The sequence below is a fragment of the Mycobacterium nebraskense genome (assembly GCF_002102255.1).
Classification (GTDB): Bacteria; Actinomycetota; Actinomycetes; order Mycobacteriales; family Mycobacteriaceae; genus Mycobacterium; species Mycobacterium nebraskense.
Genome location: NZ_LQPH01000116.1, coordinates 1 through 13,860, shown reverse-complemented (window position 1 = coordinate 13,860; position 13,860 = coordinate 1). Strand labels below are relative to the sequence as shown.

Here is a 13,860-nt window from a genome sequence, read left to right as displayed (position 1 = left end):
GAGCGACAGAACTGTGCCGGGATCACAGTGACTACGCCAAACCCGATCGACGCCGGTTCGGGCGCGACCGTTGCTGCGGCCTTTCCGGAGGCGCCGGTGGTACCGATCAGCCCGTGGGGGGATGCAAGCCCGAACGTCGGGGATCGGGCATTCCGTTGGCTCGCCAACGGTTCGGGTTTGCTGATTGTGGTGGTGATGGGGGCAATCGGCGGATTCCTGCTGCTGCGCGCGGTACCGGCATTGAAGCGCAACCGCGAGAACTTCTTCAGCTACGGCGGCAACTGGGTCACCACCGACACCTCGGCGATGCACTTCGGCATCTCCGATCTGCTTAAGGTCACTGTGTTCGTGTCCGCGTTCGCGTTGATCCTGGCTATGCCAGTCGCGCTGGGCGTCGCCATCTTCCTCACGCAGTACTCGTCGCGGCGCGCTGCCGGCCCTCTGGCCTACGCGGTCGATCTACTGGCCGGGGTTCCCTCCATCATCTACGGTGCGTGGGGCCTGTATGTGCTGGCGCCGCAGCTGCGACCCCTGGCCACCTTGCTGAACCACTCCATGGGGTGGTGCTTCCTGTTCGCCGACGGCAACGCGTCGGTGGCCGGCGGCGGCACCATTTTCACCGGCGGCGTCGTGCTGGCGGTGATGATCCTGCCGATCATCACCGCCGTCACCCGCGAGGTGTTCATCCAGGCACCACAGGAGCAGATCGAGGCCGTGCTGGCGCTCGGCGCCACCCGTTGGGAAGTGGTGAAGACGATCGTGCTGCCGTTCGGGCGGTCGGGATACATCAGCGCAGCGGTGCTGGGGCTGGGCCGCGCCATGGGTGAGACGGTCGCGCTGCTGATCATCTTGCGGGGAACCCAGGCGGCGTTCGGCTGGTCGCTGTTCGACGGCGGCTCCACCGTCGCGACCAAAATCGCGGGGGCCGCAGCGCAATTCAATGACCAGTACAAGGCCGGCGCGTACATCGCCGCCGGGCTGGCGCTCTTCGTGCTCACCTTCGTGGTCGACGCCCTGGCGCGTGGCGCCGCCGGAACGAGATGGGGCGGCCGATGACCTCGATGTTGGACCGCCCGCTGAAGCCGCGCACGTTCGCCAGGCCCAGCCGGCGCCGCCGGGTCGCGGATCACGTTGCGATGGTGCTGGTTTCGCTGTCAACGGTGATCGCGGTGATGCCCTTGCTGTTGGTGCTGCACTCGGCGATCGCCAAGGGCTTCAAAGCGATCACATCGACCGTTTGGTGGACGCATTCCCAAGCGGGCATGACGGCCTTCGTGGGCGGTGGCGGCGCGTACCACGCGATCGTGGGCACCGTGCTGCAAGGATTGGTATGCGCGCTGATCTCGATCCCGATCGGCCTCATGCTCGCCATCTATCTGGCCGAATACGGTGGCGGCACCCCGCTGGGAAGGCTGGCCACGTTCATGGTGGACATCCTGAGCGGAGTGCCCTCGATCGTGGCGGCATTGTTTGTTTACGCGCTGTTCGTGGCGACGTTCGGTCTTCCCCGCTCCGAGTTCGCGGTGTCCCTCGCGCTGGTCCTGTTGATGCTTCCGGTGATCGTGCGAGCCACCGAGGAGATGCTGCGAATCGTTCCGGTGGATCTTCGCGAGGCCAGCTACGCGCTGGGCATCCCGAAGTGGAGGACGATCATCAGGGTCGTGCTGCCCACCGGGGTCTCCGGCATCATCACGGGCATCATGCTGGCGGTGGCCAGGGTGATGGGCGAGACGGCCCCGTTGCTGATTCTCGTCGGCTATGCGCAATCCATGAACTTCGACATCTTCAGTGGATTCATGGGGACGCTGCCAGGCATGATGTACAACCAGACCAGCGCCGGCGCCGGCGTCAACCCGGTCCCCACGGATCGGTTGTGGGGTGCCGCCCTAACCCTCATCCTGGTGATCGCCACCATCAACATCGGGGCCCGAGTAATAGCGAAATTCCTTGGCGCCAAGAAGTCATAGGCAGGAGCACTAAGTGGCCAAGCGGTTGGACCTCAAAGCCGTCAACATCTACTACGGTTCGTTTCATGCGGTAGGGGATGTGACGCTGTCGATCCTTCCCCGCAGTGTGACTGCGTTCATCGGCCCGTCAGGCTGCGGTAAGACGACGGTGCTGCGCACCCTCAACCGGATGCATGAGGTGGTCCCCGGCGGCAGGGTTGAGGGCAGCGTGCTCCTCGACGACGAGGACATCTACGGCGCCGGCGTCGACCCGGTCGGCGTGCGCCGGGCGATCGGAATGGTCTTTCAGCGGCCGAACCCGTTCCCTGCCATGTCGATTCGTGACAACGTGGTCGCCGGTTTGAAGCTGCAGGGCGTGCGCAATCGCAAGGTGCTCGACGAGACGGCTGAATACTCGCTGCGCGGCGCGAACCTGTGGGACGAGGTCAAGGATCGGTTGGACAGGCCCGGCGGCGGATTGTCCGGCGGCCAGCAGCAGCGCTTGTGCATCGCGCGGGCGATCGCCGTGCAGCCGGACGTGCTGCTCATGGACGAGCCGTGCTCCGCGCTGGACCCGATCTCGACGATGGCCATCGAGGAGCTGATCAGCGAGCTGAAGCAGGACTACACGATCGTCATCGTCACCCACAACATGCAGCAGGCAGCCCGAGTCAGCGACTACACCGCGTTCTTCAACCTGGAAGCGGTCGGAAAGCCGGGACGGTTGATCGAAGTCGACGACACCGAGAAGATCTTCTCCAACCCGAGCCAGAAGGCGACAGAGGACTACATCTCCGGCCGCTTCGGCTAGTCAGGGTGTGCTTTCGCTTACTGCGAGGCGGGCTTCGTTTCTTCTTCGGGCAGTTTGCCGGTCGCCTGGAAGATGACGCGCCTCGCCACTTCGACGGCGTGGTCGGCGAAGCGCTCGTAGAACCGGCCCAGCAGGGTCACGTCGACGGCGGCCGCCACACCGTACTTCCATTCACGGTCCATCAACACCGAGAACAGATGGCGGTGCAGATCGTCCATGGCGTCGTCCTCTTCGCGAATCCGGGCCGCTTTCTCCGGATCGCGTGACATCACCACCTCTTGCGCGCTGTTGCCCAACTCGACTGCGACCCTGCCCATTTCGGCGAAGTAGCCATTGACCTCTTCGGGCAACGCGTGCTGGGGATGCCGGCGGCGAGCGATCTTCGCGACGTGCAGGGCCAGCGCGCCCATCCGGTCGATATCGGCCACCATCTGAATGGCGCTCACGATCGATCTCAGATCACCGGCGACCGGTGCCTGCAAGGCCAGCAGCACGAAGGCGCTTTCCTCGGCGCGGGCGCTCAACGTGGCGATCTTTTCGTGGTCGGAAATCACCTGTTCGGCCAGCACCAGATCGGCCTGCAGCAGGGCTTGGGTGGCCCGCTCCATGGCGATGCCTGCCAGCCCGCACATCTCGCCTAGCCGCTCGGATAACTCCGAGAGCTGCTCATGGTAGGCGGTCCGCATGACGCCAAGCCTACGTTCTCGGCGCCGAAAACGGGCGGTGCAGCGCCGCCAAATGCGCTTACTCGCAGGTGGTGTCGGCGGCGTTGGTGACGGTCAGGTCCTCGGGCAGCTTGGCCGGGGCGCTGCCCGACCCGCGTTCGATCTGCAAGCTGATCGACGATCCGCTCGGTTGAGGAGTGGCGACCGACTTGAAGTCGGGTCCGAGCACCACCTGAACGACCTGCCCGTAGCCGGAGACCCGCTGGACTTTCGCATTGGCGAAAGAGGACGCCACGGTCGCCGCGGCCTGTTCGTTGCCGGGTGAGAACAACACCGTCGTCGTGTTCACCGAACTCGGATAATCGTCCGGCGTCATCACGTTGAAGCCGTCCCGCTTGAGCTGGCTGGTCGCGGTGGCCGCCAAACCGCTCTGCGTCGTGGCGTTGGAGACCCGTACCGTGACATCGCCCGGCGTGGTCGTGGTCACCTGCTCGTGCCGAGCCTCGGGGGCCGCCGTGGGGGCTGGTGCCTGCTTGGTGGCGGGCGCCTTCGTACGCCCCGACGTGTCGTCGGAGGTCCCCAGATTCTTTGCGTTCTGGTCGTTTTCCTCGGGCAGCGGATCGTCGTTGATGATGGCGTCGAACAGCGCGCGCATATCGGCCATGCGCGGCGGCTCGTCGCCGTTCTGGTCCGTTACGCCGGTCGGGACGGTGACGAACGTCACGTGCCCGGCCGCCATACCCTGCAGCGACTGACCGAGTTGGATCAAGTCCTTTGACTGCACGTTGTCGACGACGGTGTCGCTGATGAACATGTTGACGACATTGTTGAGCTTGTTGAGGTCAAGCAGCGTGTCCTCGGAGATCAATGAGCGCAGCAGCGATGACAGGAACAGCTGCTGGCGTTTGATGCGGCCGTAGTCCCCGTTGGTTTCGGTGGTGACCTGGCGGGCTCGCACATAATTCAGGGCGGTTGGGCCGTCCAGGACCTGGCGGCCGCCGTGTTCGAGCACCGTGCCCAGCTCGTAGTCGTGCAGTGCGGATTTCGAGCACACCTCGACACCGCCCAGGGCGTCGACCATCTTCGCGAAGCCGGCGAAGTCGACGGCGATGAAGCGGTTGATGCTCAAACCGGACAGCTTCTGGATTTCCTTCACCAGGCATTTCGGTCCGCCGAAGGCGAATGCCGAGTTCAGTTTGGTCTCGGTGTAGACCATCTTCGGGCCCCAGGTCTTGGTCTTCGCGTCGTAGAGGGGCCCGTACTTACCCGTCTCCGGGTTCCATGCCTCGCACTGCATCGGGGTGATCGCGAGGTCGCGGGGGAAAGACACCGCCACCACGCGTTTGCGGTTGGCCGGAATGTTGACCAGCATCACGGTGTCAGACCGGGCGCCGCCCGCGTCGTCGGTGCTTCCGGCGCCCATGTTGGCGTTGTCGCCGGAGCGGGAGTCCATGCCGACGATCAAGAAGTCTTCGTCACCGTATTGTCCGTTGCGGTCGCGAATGTCGTCCGACTGCGGGTCAAGGGCGTTGATGGTGTTGAGGCGGGCGTTCTTCGACGTACTCCATTGCCACGCCCCGCCGGTCATGGCGACGGCGAGCAAGGCGAGCAGCGCCGCCACCGAGCGCGCGGCAAGCAGCAGCGGCCGGTGGCGGTGCCGCGTTTTCCGCTGATCAGCGTGCGGGGTCCCGTCGGATGGGGACCCGTCGCCGTTCCGATGGTCGGCGGGCTCGAGGTCGGGGAGCTCCGAGATCACATCGAGTGAGTAGGCCAGGTCCTCGATCACCTGGGTTTCCTGCAGCTCTACCGGCAGGTCCGATTCGGCTTCGGCTGGTTCGAGGGCGGGTTCGATGTCCGGCTCGACGCGGTGGTGAGTGGACCGGCCGGTTGAGGGGGCACCGAGTTTCGCGATCAGGTCGGCGACGCTGACCGCGCCTCCCGCGTGGGACCCGGATTCTTGGTCATCGGCTGCTCGAGGCCGGGTGGGCTCGACCGCGGTCTCGGTCTGCCAGAGGTGGAGGCTGTAGTCGGACGGCGGCTCCGAGAACCGCTCCCAGGGGGCGGCGCCCAGCGCAGCATGCCGAGCGCCGGGAGTGGCGTCGTCCTCGGCGTCACTCATGTCTTACCGGCCTCCGAAGCTCTGTTGCGGATGTCAGCGTGTCCGTGCGCGATGTCGGCCCAGCGCTTGGCGTTGTCAGCGCTGAGGCTCGTGCCACCCGTGGGTCGCACTCCTTTGTCGCGCTCGGGCGGCGGCGCGTTACCGATCCGCCGCAGTAACGCGCAATGCAGCAAGGTCCACATGGTACTGAGTTATCGGCCCGAACGCGATTTCGAGCGGTCGATCAGCCGCCGGAGTGCATCACGTCGGCGCCGGCCGGCACGGTGCAGTCGTCCGGGTCGGTGAGCCAGCCTTCAGGCAGTGCCACCCGGGCGGGTGAGCCCTGGCGGCCCCGGGGGCCGGTCGCCGCGTCCGGGAATGGGACGGCGCCGTCCAATTGGCTTAGCAGCGAATCGAGTTCGTCGAGGGTCGTGACCATCGCCAGCGCTCGGCGCAGTTCCGAGCCGGCAGGAAAGCCGTGCAGGTACCAGCCGGTGTGCTTGCGGATGTCGCGCATGCCCTTGTCCTCGCCGAAGTGCGCGGCCAGCAACTGCCCGTGTCGGCGGACGATGTCGGCGACCTCGCCCAGCGTGGGCGGGGTGGGGGCGGGGCTATCGGTGAACGCGGCCGAGAGCTCGGCGAAAAGCCAGGGTCGGCCCAGGCAGCCGCGGCCGATCACGACGCCGTCGCATCCGGTGGTGGCCATCATCGTCAGGGCATCGCTGGCGTCGTAGATGTCGCCGTTGCCCAGCACCGGAATCGTCCGCACGTGTTGCTTGAGCAGGGCGATCTGCTCCCAATCGGCGGTCCCGGAGTAGCGCTGAGCCGCCGTGCGGGCGTGCAGGGCGACCGCGGCGGCGCCCTCCGCCTCGGCGATGCGGCCGGCGTCGAGGTGGGTGCGGTGCTCGTCGTCGATGCCGACGCGGAACTTGACGGTCACCGGGATCTGGGTGCCTTCGGTGGCGCGCACGGCCGCCGCGACGATCTGCCCGAACAGCCGTCGCTTGTACGGCAGCGCCGCCCCGCCGCCGCGTTTGGTGACCTTGGGTACCGGACAGCCGAAATTCATGTCGATGTGGTCGGCCAAATCCTCGTCGGCGATCATTTTGGCGGCGGCGTACGTGGTCGCCGGATCGACCGTGTAGAGCTGCAACGAGCGTGGCGACTCGTCCGGGGCGAAGGTGGTCATGTGCATGGTGACCGGATGCCGCTCGACGAGTGCGCGAGCGGTCACCATCTCGCAGACGTACAGCCCGCTGACGGTGCCGACCTTCGCGTGTTCCAGTTCACGACATAGGGTCCGGAATGCGACGTTGGTCACACCCGCCATCGGGGCCAGCACCACCGGGCTGGCGAGTGTGATGGGACCGATGCGCAAGGCTGGTTACCGGCGGCTCATCATCAGTTTGCCCGCAGTCTGGTGCAGCTCGCACGCCGTGGTCTTCTTGCCTGTGCGGGCTTCCCGGTCGAGCTGGCGCTGCTTCGATACCTCGAACTTGTCGCAGGCCTGCTCGAGTTCCTTGATCAGCAGGGCAAGGTCGTCGCGCATCGCCGCCGCGTCACCGGTGAAGTCCTCGCGCTCGAAAATGCGCCACTTCTTCAGCACCGGCATGACCACGTCGTCGAGGTGGATGCGGGGGTCGTAGACCCCCCCGACGGCGATGAACACGGCCTTGCGCCGGAATTCTGGGACCTGATAGCCCGGCATCTGGAAATTGCGCAGCACCTTGTGCAGCGACCTCATCGCCTGGTTGGGCGCCGCAGTGAAGCCGGCGTCGCTGACATCGCGGTAGAAGATCATGTGCAGGTTTTCGTCGGCCGAGATCTTGGCCAGCAACTGGTCGGCGATCGTCTCGTTGCAGGCCTTCCCGGTGTTGCGGTGCGAGATCCGGGTCGCCAGCTCCTGGAACGTCACGTAGATGACCGAGTCGAACAGGCTCTCTGCGAACAGGTCGGCTCGAATCTGCTGGTTCTGGCCCGGGCTGAAGCCCCGGTTCACCACCTCGATGCGCAGCTTCTCGAGTTCGATCGGGTCGACGGCGCGGGTCACCACCAGGTAGTCGCGCAGCGCGATGCCGTGCCGGTTCTCTTCGGCGGTCCACCGGTTCACCCACTGGCCCCACGGGCCGTCCAAGCCGAAGTTCATCGCGATCTCGCGGTGATATGACGGCAGGTTGTCTTCCGTCATCAGGTTCTGCACCATCGCCACCTGGGCGAGGTCGGAGAGCTTGCTCTCCTCGGGGTGCCAATTCTGGCCGCCGAGCGCGTAGAAGTTCTTGCCGTCCGACCACGGGATGTAGTCGTGCGGGTTCCAGTTCTTGTGCATGCTCTCGTGCCGGTTGAGGCATTTCTCGACCACCGGTTCGAGCTCGTGCAGCAGCTGTAGGTTTGTCAGCTCCGCTGACATAAGGCCTCCGGTTATCTGTGTCGACGGGTAGCAGTCAATATATCTGTGTACTTCAGTAGCATCAAGCTGCCTGGCCGCGCGCCGCATAACAGTTGGATGCCATATTTTGAGCGCGCCCGGGCAACACGCCCAGGTTCTACGGTTTGCCGCCGCGGCGCAGCCGGTAAATAGCCGGTCGGCTACCCCAGGTCGGGGGCGGGCACGTACGGGGCCGCCGTGATGTACAGCATGTTGACGCAGTAGTCGATGAATTGTTTGCGCGTCGCGCCGAGCTGTCCGTTCAGGTAGGCGGTGAACAGGCTCGACAGGCCGCCGACCAGGCTGGTGGCGATCATTTTCTGCAGCACCGGATCGCCGATCCGGGATAGCTTGCGCTGCAGCAGGTCGATGAAGTTGGGCATCCACTCCGCGCCTGAGCGGGTCAGTATCGGTTCGACAGCCGGCGCCAGCAACAGCACGCGCCCGCGGACCGGGTCGTCGACCATCAGCTCGACGAACTTTTCGACGGCCTCTCGTGGGGTATTCGCCGACGTGAGCGTGTTCATTGCGCGCGTGCATACATCGTCGTAGACCGCGCGCACGAATTCGTCACGGTCGGAGAAGCTTTCGTAGAAGTAGCGTTCGGTCAGCGCGGCCTTCCGGCATACCGCGCGCACGGTCAGCGCCGATCGGCTGCCGCTGCCGAGCAATTGCACACCGGCGGCGATGAGGTTGTCGCGACGGAGGGCGAGGCGATCCCCCAAGGGGATGCCGGTCCAACGGCCACGACGTTGACCGGACTGCACATCGCTCCTAAGCTTGAAACTGACAACGCATGTAGTCAGTTTTGCAGATACCTACAGGAATCCAATAGTGACTCAACATACGTCCGAAACCCGCTCGCTGACCAGCGACGTCTCGCGCGGCGATTCGGCCACCACCGCCGGCTTGGCCGGCGGCTGCCCGGTATCGCCCCTCGGTTATGACGCGCCACCACTCCCGTTGGGCCCCGAATCGCTGACTTGGCGGTACTTCGGCGATTGGCGCGGCATGCTGCAGGGCCCGTGGGCCGGGTCGATGCAGAACATGCACCCCCAGCTGGGCGCGGCCGTCATCGACCATTCGACGTTCTTTCGGGAGCGGTGGCAGCGTCTGCTGCGGTCCTTGTATCCGATCGGTGGCGTCGTCTTCGACGGTGACCGCGCCCCGGTCACCGGGACCGAGGTGCGCGACTACCACACCGACATCAAGGGTGTCGACGAACAGGGCCGCCGCTACCACGCGTTGAACCCCGATGTGTTCTATTGGGCCCACGCCACATTCTTCGTCGGCACCATCCATGTGGCCGAGCGGTTCTGCGGCGGCCTGACCGAAGCGCAGAAACGCCAGCTGTTCGACGAACACGTCGACTGGTACCGGATGTACGGCATGAGCATGCGGCCCGTCCCCGCGTCGTGGGAGGAATTCCAGGTCTACTGGGACCATATGTGCCGCAACGTGCTCGAGGACAACTTCGCCGCGCGCGCCGTGCTCGACCTCACCGAGCTCCCCAAACCGCCGTTCGCGCAATGGGTTCCGCAGTGGTTGTGGGCCGCGCAGCGCAAACTGCTCGCGCCATTCTTCGTCTGGGTGACCGTTGGCCTGTACGACCCCCCGGTTCGCGAGTTGATGGGCTACGGGTGGTCGCGGCGCGACGAATGGTTACACCGCCGCTTCGGCGACGTCGTTCGCGGGGTCTTCGCGTTCGTGCCGAGCCGATTCCGTAAGCACCCGCGCGCCCGCGCGGGCTTCGACCGCGCGGCCGGGCGAATCCCGGCCGACACACCGCTGGTGCAGACGCCCGCGCGCAACCTGCCGCCCATGGACGAGCGCGGCGACCCGAAGCATTACTGCCCAGCGGTCTCCTGAGCGGCGCCGCCCGCGTTATGCGTGGGCGTGACCGTGAACGTCCTCCAGGCCGGCCTGATGCACGTGCGGATGGCTGTGCTCGGTCCCGTCGGCGTGGTGGTGGGAGTGGTCGTGCTGGACGTGGTCATGCTCGTGCGTGGTGTGTGCGTGAGCATGGGTGACGTCGCCATGTTCGTGTTCGTGTTCATGGGGCGTGTCGTGAGTGTGCTGCTCGGGCATCGATGCGTCTCCTTGGGCCAAATACGCTGCGCTGATTCGCTTTTCACTTGGTGCCGCTGTGCCGCCGATTCGGCGGGAGCTCCGATTCGCTGACGGCCTTCAGCCCGCCATCTCCGCGGTGATGACCGGGCACGCCCGGCCCCGCGTGCTCGGCGTTGAAGACCGCGTCCATGACGAGCTGACGGACGTGGTCGTTCTCCAGGCTGTAGAAGATCGTGGTTCCCTCCCGGCGGGTGCGGACCAGGCGCGCCATCCGCAGCTTCGCGAGGTGCTGGGAGACCGACGGCGCCGGCTTGCCCACATGCTCGGCCAGTTCGTTCACCGACATCTCGCGGTCGGTCAACGACCACAGCACCCGCACGCGGGTGGCGTCGGCCAGCATCCGGAAGACCTCGACCACCAGATTCGCCTGGTCGTCCGGCAACCGGTCTGCACTACTATCTGCATGCATACGCAAATATTAATCAAGATCGGGCGCCGCTGCCAACGGGTGCTTTTAGGGTGACGGCACGACCGTGGACCGGCGCTGACCACCGTTGCGCTCGTTCCAGAACCGATAGACATCCACCGCACCGACTTGAGGTTGGTAGCGCATGGGCAGGCGCCGCCGGTCCCAGCTCTTGGCGAACTCGTCGTAGAAGGTAGACACCTCGAAGTACTTGCGGTCGTCGAGGTAGTACTGCTCGTAGGCCTCGCGGGTGATCAGGAAGACGACTTCCTTGGGTGAGCAGTAGTACAGCGAGCCCAGACACATCGGACACGGATGCGCCATCACGTAGATCGTGCTGTCGACCAGGTGCTCGGTGCCCAGCTTTATGCACGCCTCGCGGATGGCGAGGATTTCCGCGTGGGCGGTCGGGTCGTTCGTCTGGGCTACTTTGTTGGCGCTCTCGGCGAGGACTTCGCCGTCTTTGACGATCACCGTCGCGAACGGGCGACCGCCCTCCGCGACGTTTCGGCGGGCCAGGTCGATCGTCCGCTGGGCGAAGTCGGTCACAGGTCGGAGGGTAGTCCCGCCGGCGTTGGGAATCCGCCCTGTGATACTGACTAGATTGTCTATTTAATTTGTGGATCGGGATGAGGGAGCACCATGGCGCGCACCGATCGTGATCGTTGGGATCTGGCGACCAGCGTGGGGGCGACGGCGACGATGGTCGCCGCCCAGCGGGCCCTGTCCAACGACGCGAAATTGATCGACGACCCCTACGCAGCCCCGCTGGTGCGCGCCGCTGGGATCGACGTTTACGTCCGGCTGGTGAACGGCGAAATCCCGGTCGGCGGGGCTTCCGAGTTCGATCCGCAGCGAATGGCGCGGGGGATGGCCTGTCGCACAAGGTTTTACGACTCCTTCTTCCTGGAAGCAACGCAGAGCGGCATCGGCCAGGCGGTGATTCTTGCGTCGGGGCTTGACGCGCGGGCCTACCGCCTGCCGTGGCCGGCCGGCACCGTCGTCTACGAGGTCGACATGCCCGAGGTGATCGAGTTCAAGACCCTGACCCTGGACGATCTGGGTGCCGCGCCGACCGCCGAGCGGCGCACCGTCGGGGTCGACCTGCGCGACGACTGGGCCACTGCGCTGCGTGATGCGGGATTCGATGCGCAGGCCCCGTCGGCGTGGAGCGCCGAGGGCCTATTGGTGTACCTGCCCGAGGGGGCCCAGGACGCCCTGTTCGACAACATCACCGCCTTGAGCGCACCGGGGAGCCGCCTGGCGTTCGACTTCGTGCCCGACACCGCGATTTTCGCCGACCCGCGCTGGCGCGCGCACCACGACCGGATGAGCGAGCTCGGGTTCGAAGTCGACTTCAACGACCTCGTCTATCACGGCGAGCGCAGCCACATCGTCGACCACCTGGGCCAGCGCGGCTGGCGGACTTCGTCGCAGACCGTCGCGGAACTGCATGCGGCCAACGGCTTTGTCTACGCCGACAACGAAGTCGCCCAAGCCTTCGCCGACGTGACCTACAGCAGCGCGGTGCTCGGGCGCTGAGCGCCCATCTGCCGAGGCCAATACGCTTCGGTGCCCCCACTAGGACTCGAACCTAGGACCTGCGGATTAAAAGTCCGTAGCTCTACCAACTGAGCTATAGGGGCCGCGGAGATTCAGGATACTTGGGCCCCAAACGCGGCTCGTTTGAGGATTGGGCCCGCGGTGACCTAAGCTGACGTGGCTCCCAACGAAACCTCGTTGCGAGTACCCCGGAGAGATTCGGTTCTGGCCCCCTTCGTCTAGCGGCCTAGGACGCCGCCCTTTCAAGGCGGTAGCGCGGGTTCGAATCCCGTAGGGGGTACGCGACGCGGCGACGTGGAGCAGCAGCAAGGCCCTGTGGCGCAGTTGGTTAGCGCGCCGCCCTGTCACGGCGGAGGTCGCGGGTTCGAGTCCCGTCAGGGTCGCCAACTCGGCGAGGCACTCCATGCCTTCCGGCCAGGTAGCTCAGTCGGTACGAGCGTCCGCCTGAAAAGCGGAAGGTCGGCGGTTCGATCCCGCCCCTGGCCACCAAGTATCTGTGCATTTCAGCGCCCCTTTTCGCTCTGTCTACGAACTCGTCATCACCGATTCGGACTCGGCGATGGGGCCAATATGGGGCCAAAAACGAGGTGCCGTCGCTGCCAACTCTGTATCGGATCCGTCCCCCTCGACTCTCCGCTGTCTTCGAGCGGAGCCCTACGCGACATGCGCGTGGCCAGTGGCGATTGCACTAGCACCTGCGAGGCACAATTGCGTCGTGCCCGTTCGCTGGTCAGTCGTGGCTGCCGACGACTGGGCTGTCGCTGGCCTCGAGAGCCAGGGCCAGCATCCGCACGACTGGCTCAAACATCCGTCGAGAGAGCGTACCTGGCTGTTCAAACCCGCACGGCCAGAGCGCGATCGTTCCCTCGGGGAAGACACTGTGGAGAAGCTCGGAAGCGAGATGGCTCGGCTGGTCGGAGTGCCGGCGGCCACGGTCGAACTAGCCACTCGGGGCGGGGTGCGTGGCGCATTGGTTGAAGACGTGCGATTGCCAGAGTGGGAATTGCAGGCAGGGCAGGCGCTAATGCTAGAGGTGGTTATCGATTACGACCCGACTGATCCTGAAGCGCGCGGATACAATGTCGGCTCTATCAGGCAGGCACTCACACGGTTTGGATCACCGCCAGGCTCATCGATGCCTACGTCGTTTCGGGCTTTCGATGCGTTCGCAGGATATCTCCTGTTTGACGCGTTGATCGCGCATGGAGATCGCCACGACCGCAACTGGGCCGTCCTTGTGCCGCCGCCGGACGTATCCGAGCCCTCTTTCGACCACGCAGCTAGCCTCGGCTTTACGTTGAGCGACGAACTGCGCGCCGAGCACTTACGCGACGGAACAGTGATGAAATGGGCAGAACGTGGGCACGCGAGCCGATTTGAGCATCGCAAGGGCACGCGTTGGCAGACACTCGTGGACCTGGCAGGCGACGCCATCAGACTCTGTGGACCGAGCACCCGCGAGTACTGGCGTGAACGGATACTGTCGCTTGAACGGCGGACCGTTGAGGACCTATTTGCTTCTGCCCCAGGGATGACGGAGACTGCGCACCGTTTCACGGTCGAACTCGTCAAGATTAATCGAGAGAGGTTGCTCGATGTCCTCGCCTGAATTGCTGTTATCGCGGACGTCAATGGCCACGCGACGCTTCGCTGTCGCATGGCGGAACCGGCGGCGACGCTTAAATTACGCCGGTGGCCGTACTAGACCACGGTGCCAAAGGCTATCGATTCCAGTACCTAGTTGCGTCCAGCAGAGTGGTGTACGAGCCGGTGATGACCGGCGTGTCGTAGCCGGATGAATGAAGGTCATCGCGTG

The 13,860-nt window shown here is 65.1% G+C and carries 14 protein-coding genes and 4 tRNA genes; 9 read left to right on the top strand and 9 right to left on the bottom strand.

All coding sequences use genetic code 11. From position 1 onward, the window contains the following. Positions 1-27: 27 nt before the first annotated feature. From pstC to pstB, 3 genes are read left to right on the top strand one after another with little or no spacing between them, the layout of a single operon-like run. Positions 28-1,056 (top strand): phosphate ABC transporter permease subunit PstC, encoded by a 1,029-nt coding sequence (gene pstC / locus AWC17_RS13860; RefSeq protein ID WP_372517392.1) that lies wholly within the window; start codon positions 28-30, stop codon positions 1,054-1,056. Beyond that, positions 1,053-1,967: a phosphate ABC transporter permease PstA gene (gene pstA, locus AWC17_RS13855; RefSeq protein WP_046186004.1), complete on the top strand. Its 915-nt coding sequence runs from the start codon at positions 1,053-1,055 to the stop codon at positions 1,965-1,967. Before pstC ends, pstA begins: the two co-directional genes overlap by 4 nt. A gap of 13 nt (positions 1,968-1,980) precedes the next feature. Continuing rightward, the gene (gene pstB / locus AWC17_RS13850) at positions 1,981-2,757 is read left to right on the top strand and encodes a phosphate ABC transporter ATP-binding protein PstB (protein ID WP_046186002.1); all 777 of its coding nucleotides are present in this window, start codon (positions 1,981-1,983) and stop codon (positions 2,755-2,757) included. A 17-nt stretch (positions 2,758-2,774) separates the two neighbouring features. Here the strand turns inward: pstB and phoU are convergent, their stop codons facing one another. The 5 genes from phoU to AWC17_RS13820 all read right to left on the bottom strand — a co-directional run bounded on the left by phoU (position 2,775) and on the right by AWC17_RS13820 (position 8,712). Next, positions 2,775-3,443 (bottom strand): phosphate signaling complex protein PhoU, encoded by a 669-nt coding sequence (phoU, locus tag AWC17_RS13845; RefSeq protein ID WP_046186001.1) that lies wholly within the window; start codon positions 3,441-3,443, stop codon positions 2,775-2,777. 58 nt (positions 3,444-3,501) lie between these two features. Continuing rightward, complete coding sequence (locus AWC17_RS13840; protein WP_047324235.1) at positions 3,502-5,541, bottom strand: LCP family protein; 2,040 nt, start codon at positions 5,539-5,541, stop codon at positions 3,502-3,504. A gap of 223 nt (positions 5,542-5,764) precedes the next feature. After that, positions 5,765-6,898, bottom strand: coding sequence for a tRNA dihydrouridine synthase DusB (gene dusB, locus AWC17_RS13830; RefSeq protein ID WP_046186623.1), 1,134 nt, complete (start codon positions 6,896-6,898; stop codon positions 5,765-5,767). A 6-nt stretch (positions 6,899-6,904) separates the two neighbouring features. Beyond that, positions 6,905-7,927 carry an acyl-ACP desaturase gene (locus AWC17_RS13825; RefSeq protein ID WP_046186624.1) on the bottom strand — a complete coding sequence of 341 codons (1,023 nt, stop codon included), beginning with the start codon at positions 7,925-7,927 and terminating at the stop codon, positions 6,905-6,907. A gap of 179 nt (positions 7,928-8,106) precedes the next feature. Beyond that, positions 8,107-8,712, bottom strand: a complete 606-nt coding sequence (locus AWC17_RS13820; protein ID WP_046186625.1) for a TetR/AcrR family transcriptional regulator — start codon at positions 8,710-8,712, stop codon at positions 8,107-8,109. A 67-nt stretch (positions 8,713-8,779) separates the two neighbouring features. On the opposite strand from AWC17_RS13820, the gene AWC17_RS13815 reads away from it, so the two are divergent. Further along, positions 8,780-9,814, top strand: a complete 1,035-nt coding sequence (locus tag AWC17_RS13815; protein WP_085164787.1) for an oxygenase MpaB family protein — start codon at positions 8,780-8,782, stop codon at positions 9,812-9,814. Between the two features lie 15 nt (positions 9,815-9,829). On the opposite strand, the gene AWC17_RS13810 is transcribed toward AWC17_RS13815, so the two are convergent. From AWC17_RS13810 to AWC17_RS13800, 3 genes are read right to left on the bottom strand one after another with little or no spacing between them, the layout of a single operon-like run. Next, positions 9,830-10,033, bottom strand: coding sequence for a hypothetical protein (locus AWC17_RS13810; RefSeq protein ID WP_046186732.1), 204 nt, complete (start codon positions 10,031-10,033; stop codon positions 9,830-9,832). Positions 10,034-10,076: 43 nt separating this feature from the next. Next, positions 10,077-10,484, bottom strand: a complete 408-nt coding sequence (locus tag AWC17_RS13805) for an ArsR/SmtB family transcription factor (RefSeq protein WP_082123209.1) — start codon at positions 10,482-10,484, stop codon at positions 10,077-10,079. Between the two features lie 45 nt (positions 10,485-10,529). Next, complete coding sequence (locus tag AWC17_RS13800; RefSeq protein WP_046186733.1) at positions 10,530-11,030, bottom strand: nucleoside deaminase; 501 nt, start codon at positions 11,028-11,030, stop codon at positions 10,530-10,532. Between the two features lie 93 nt (positions 11,031-11,123). Here AWC17_RS13800 and AWC17_RS13795 point away from each other — a divergent pair, with 93 nt between their 5' ends. Then, a complete protein-coding gene (locus tag AWC17_RS13795; RefSeq protein WP_046186734.1) occupies positions 11,124-12,023 on the top strand; it encodes a class I SAM-dependent methyltransferase in 900 nt (299 codons plus the stop codon). 31 nt (positions 12,024-12,054) lie between these two features. Here the strand turns inward: AWC17_RS13795 and AWC17_RS13790 are convergent. After that, positions 12,055-12,127 (bottom strand) — tRNA-Lys (locus tag AWC17_RS13790). Positions 12,128-12,251: 124 nt separating this feature from the next. On the opposite strand from AWC17_RS13790, the gene AWC17_RS13785 reads away from it, so the two are divergent. From AWC17_RS13785 to AWC17_RS13770, 4 genes are all read left to right on the top strand, one after another. Further along, positions 12,252-12,324 (top strand) — tRNA-Glu (locus tag AWC17_RS13785). A 29-nt stretch (positions 12,325-12,353) separates the two neighbouring features. Further along, a tRNA-Asp gene (locus AWC17_RS13780) sits at positions 12,354-12,430 on the top strand. Between the two features lie 26 nt (positions 12,431-12,456). Next, positions 12,457-12,533: transfer RNA gene (locus AWC17_RS13775), tRNA-Phe, on the top strand. Between the two features lie 247 nt (positions 12,534-12,780). Then, positions 12,781-13,653 (top strand): HipA domain-containing protein, encoded by an 873-nt coding sequence (locus tag AWC17_RS13770; RefSeq protein WP_225336779.1) that lies wholly within the window; start codon positions 12,781-12,783, stop codon positions 13,651-13,653. Positions 13,654-13,860 lie beyond the last annotated feature (207 nt).